We start from the raw sequence: 2,456 nt of genomic DNA, 5'->3' as shown, positions 1-2,456 counted from the left end.
CGGGAGGGGAGATCAATGCCCGCCTCCCCGCGCTCCAAATCCGACAAACAAAAACGGCGGCAGGATCACCTGCCGCCGTCTTGAATGCCCGATAGGCCTTGTCCCGATCAGGGCGCCGGCGGCGGGCCGCCCTGCATCTGTTGCTGCTGCATCATCTGCTGCTGGAGCATCTGTTGCTGCTGCATCTGCTGCTGCAGCTCGCGCATCTCGGCCTCGGTCTTGAATTCGAGCAGTTCGACGTCGAAATGCAGCGTGCTGCCGCCCGGGATCGGGCCATTGTCTTCGTCGCCATAGCCGAGCGAGGGCGGAATGGTCAGCTTGTACTTGCCGCCCTTCTGCATCCGCGTCAGCCCTTCGGCAAAGCCGGGCGCGGTCTGCGCGACCGCGAAAGGCGCGCGCTCATTGGCGTCGAACACCGTGCCGTCGTCGAGCTTGCCTTCATATTTGACGAGCACATAGTCGGCCATCGCGGGCTTGGGGCCGGTGCCTTCCTTGATCGTTTCGAACCCGATGCGCGGGGTCGAACTCACCGCAAAGGCGATCGCCGCGACGATCAGGCCCGCGACGCCGAACCACATCAGCCACAGGCCGCCCTTGCTCACCGGACGCAATGGAACCGTCGTAACACTCATGTCGCTGATCCTTCCCCTGCCCCCGCGGAGCAAAATAACGCGAAAGCCTATAGGCGGAGCGGCAAGTCGCGGTCCAGAGGCAAATGGCGGCATCGACGCAATGAAAAAGGGCGCCGCGTTGCCGCAGCGCCCTCTTCAAATCCGGATCCCGAACGGGAAGGACGGGTCTTACTTGATCCCGTCGCGCTCCATCCGCTTGCGCTCCATCTTGCGGGCGCGGCGAACGGCGGCGGCATGCTCGCGGGCACGCTTTTCGCTGGGCTTTTCGTAGTGACGGCGCAGCTTCATTTCGCGATACACGCCCTCACGCTGCAGCTTCTTCTTGAGCGCGCGAAGGGCCTGGTCGACATTATTGTCGCGAACGATGATCTGCATATGCCGTGTCGTCTCCGGTTCGTCCAACGATCAAGGGCAACCGGGAAAACGGTCCACCTTAAATCGCCGATATATGGGCAATAAAAGAAGCGCCGCGATGCCGCGACGTTCCGATGCGAGCGCCACTACGCAGATTCGCGGCCAAATGCAAGCCCCTGCGCGGCGGCAGGGGCGTAAAACGTGGCTATTGCCCCCCGCGCCGCCTGGCGTCGGGCACCTCGGGCGCCGACGAAGGCTGCTGCGTCGCCAATGGCATCGGTGAGATCGCCACGCCGAACAGGCGCCATTTGCCATTATACCACTGGAATTCGAAGTCGAAGGCGACCGCGGTCGGGCGCAGCCCGAAACTACCGCGCACGCGCAGCACATTGCCCGCCCCCACCTGCGCCGGGCCGTTGTAGACCGGCGCGAGCAGCAGGCTGTTCGACAGGTCGACGCGGTTTTCGCGAAGCGAGGCAAAGATTTGCGCCAGCCGCGACGGATCATTGGCGATCTGGAACGCCGGCGAGCTGATGTCGCGCAGCACCGAATAATTGCCCGACTGGTTGGCATGGTCGATCGCGACGATCGTCGACCAGATCAGCTTGGCAAGCTCAAGGTCGCCCGGCACCGGCATCGCGGCGGCGGGCGGCGGCGCCGCGGCGCCGGTCTGGGCCTGCGCGGGCATGGCGATCGCCAGCAGCGCGGCAGACAAAGAAAAAGCGGCTGCTTTCGCGCCGCGTTTCGAAGGAATGATGCTGTTCATAAAATCCAACATGAAAGGGCGATGCGCCTTTGGCAAGACGCATCGCCCGATTTCATAAATGGCTTACCAGACGACCTGGAAGCCGCCGCGTGCGCCGATCTCGCCCGAGTCGAAGCCCGCGCCGACGCCCGCCGAGAAGGTGGCCTTCTCGCTGATGCGCGCGGTCATCGCGACCGAGCCCGCAGTGCGGTCGTTGTAATAGCCGATGCCGCCCGAGAAGCCGAACTTGGCATCGCTGGGCAGCGCCGGGGTTTCCATCGACAGCGCCAGCGCCACGCCTTCATTGGCGAGGCGCGCTTCGCGGCGATTGTCTTCCGACTGCGCGAACAGCGTGCCGATCTGGCTGGTGTGCGTCGCGGTCAGCGTCTGCAGCGCCGAGACATTGGCGTTGGTCGCGGCGAGTGCCGAGGCCGTCGCAAGGCTCGACACCGTCGGGCCGGCGCCGAGCGTGCCCGACGCATCGACGGTGGCGAAGCTGAGCGTCCCCGTCTGCGCGGCGGTCGAGGCGGCGATATCGCCGACCGTCACGCTGCTGCCCGTGCCGCCCAGCTTGACCTGGTTGGCACGCGTCGTGGTGGCGCCGAAGCCGACGGCGGTCGAGTTGTCGAACGCCGCATTGGCATTCTTGCCGACCGCAGTTGCCTGGATGCCGGCGGCCTGCGCCTGATGACCCGAAGCGAGGCTGAGGTTCCCCGAAGCGACGG

5 protein-coding genes are annotated in these 2,456 nt (G+C 65.3%); 1 reads left to right on the top strand and 4 read right to left on the bottom strand.

Annotated elements, in window-relative coordinates:
• Positions 1-107: 107 nt before the first annotated feature.
• The 3 genes from B1A78_RS21430 to B1A78_RS21420 form a co-directional block, all read right to left on the bottom strand.
• Positions 108-632, bottom strand: coding sequence for an FKBP-type peptidyl-prolyl cis-trans isomerase (locus B1A78_RS21430; RefSeq protein ID WP_077148861.1), 525 nt, complete (start codon positions 630-632; stop codon positions 108-110).
• Between the two features lie 168 nt (positions 633-800).
• Positions 801-1,007, bottom strand: coding sequence for a 30S ribosomal protein S21 (rpsU, locus tag B1A78_RS21425; protein ID WP_037510267.1), 207 nt, complete (start codon positions 1,005-1,007; stop codon positions 801-803).
• A gap of 184 nt (positions 1,008-1,191) precedes the next feature.
• Positions 1,192-1,674, bottom strand: a complete 483-nt coding sequence (locus B1A78_RS21420) for a hypothetical protein (RefSeq protein ID WP_256839796.1) — start codon at positions 1,672-1,674, stop codon at positions 1,192-1,194.
• Here B1A78_RS21420 and B1A78_RS23255 point away from each other — a divergent pair.
• Complete coding sequence (locus B1A78_RS23255; protein ID WP_256839794.1) at positions 1,673-1,810, top strand: hypothetical protein; 138 nt, start codon at positions 1,673-1,675, stop codon at positions 1,808-1,810. The genes B1A78_RS21420 and B1A78_RS23255 overlap by 2 nt on opposite strands.
• A gap of 5 nt (positions 1,811-1,815) precedes the next feature.
• Here B1A78_RS23255 and B1A78_RS21415 read toward each other — a convergent pair.
• Positions 1,816-2,456 (bottom strand): YadA-like family protein (locus B1A78_RS21415; protein WP_179102128.1); only part of this gene is annotated, 641 nt, incomplete at its 5' end.

Source organism: Sphingopyxis sp. KK2, assembly GCF_001990265.1.
GTDB lineage: Bacteria > Pseudomonadota > Alphaproteobacteria > Sphingomonadales > Sphingomonadaceae > Sphingopyxis.
Note: the sequence above shows the minus strand (reverse complement) of the source record. Positions and strands in the feature narration are given on the sequence as shown.

Coding starts and splice junctions, on each gene's coding strand:
- B1A78_RS21430 (WP_077148861.1), bottom strand. CDS start 632: ATGAGTGTTACGACGGTTCCATTGCGTCCGGTGAGCAAGGGCGGCCTG.
- rpsU (WP_037510267.1), bottom strand. CDS start 1,007: ATGCAGATCATCGTTCGCGACAATAATGTCGACCAGGCCCTTCGCGCG.
- B1A78_RS23255 (WP_256839794.1), top strand. CDS start 1,673: ATGGCGATCGCCAGCAGCGCGGCAGACAAAGAAAAAGCGGCTGCTTTC.
- B1A78_RS21420 (WP_256839796.1), bottom strand. CDS start 1,674: ATGCCCGCGCAGGCCCAGACCGGCGCCGCGGCGCCGCCGCCCGCCGCC.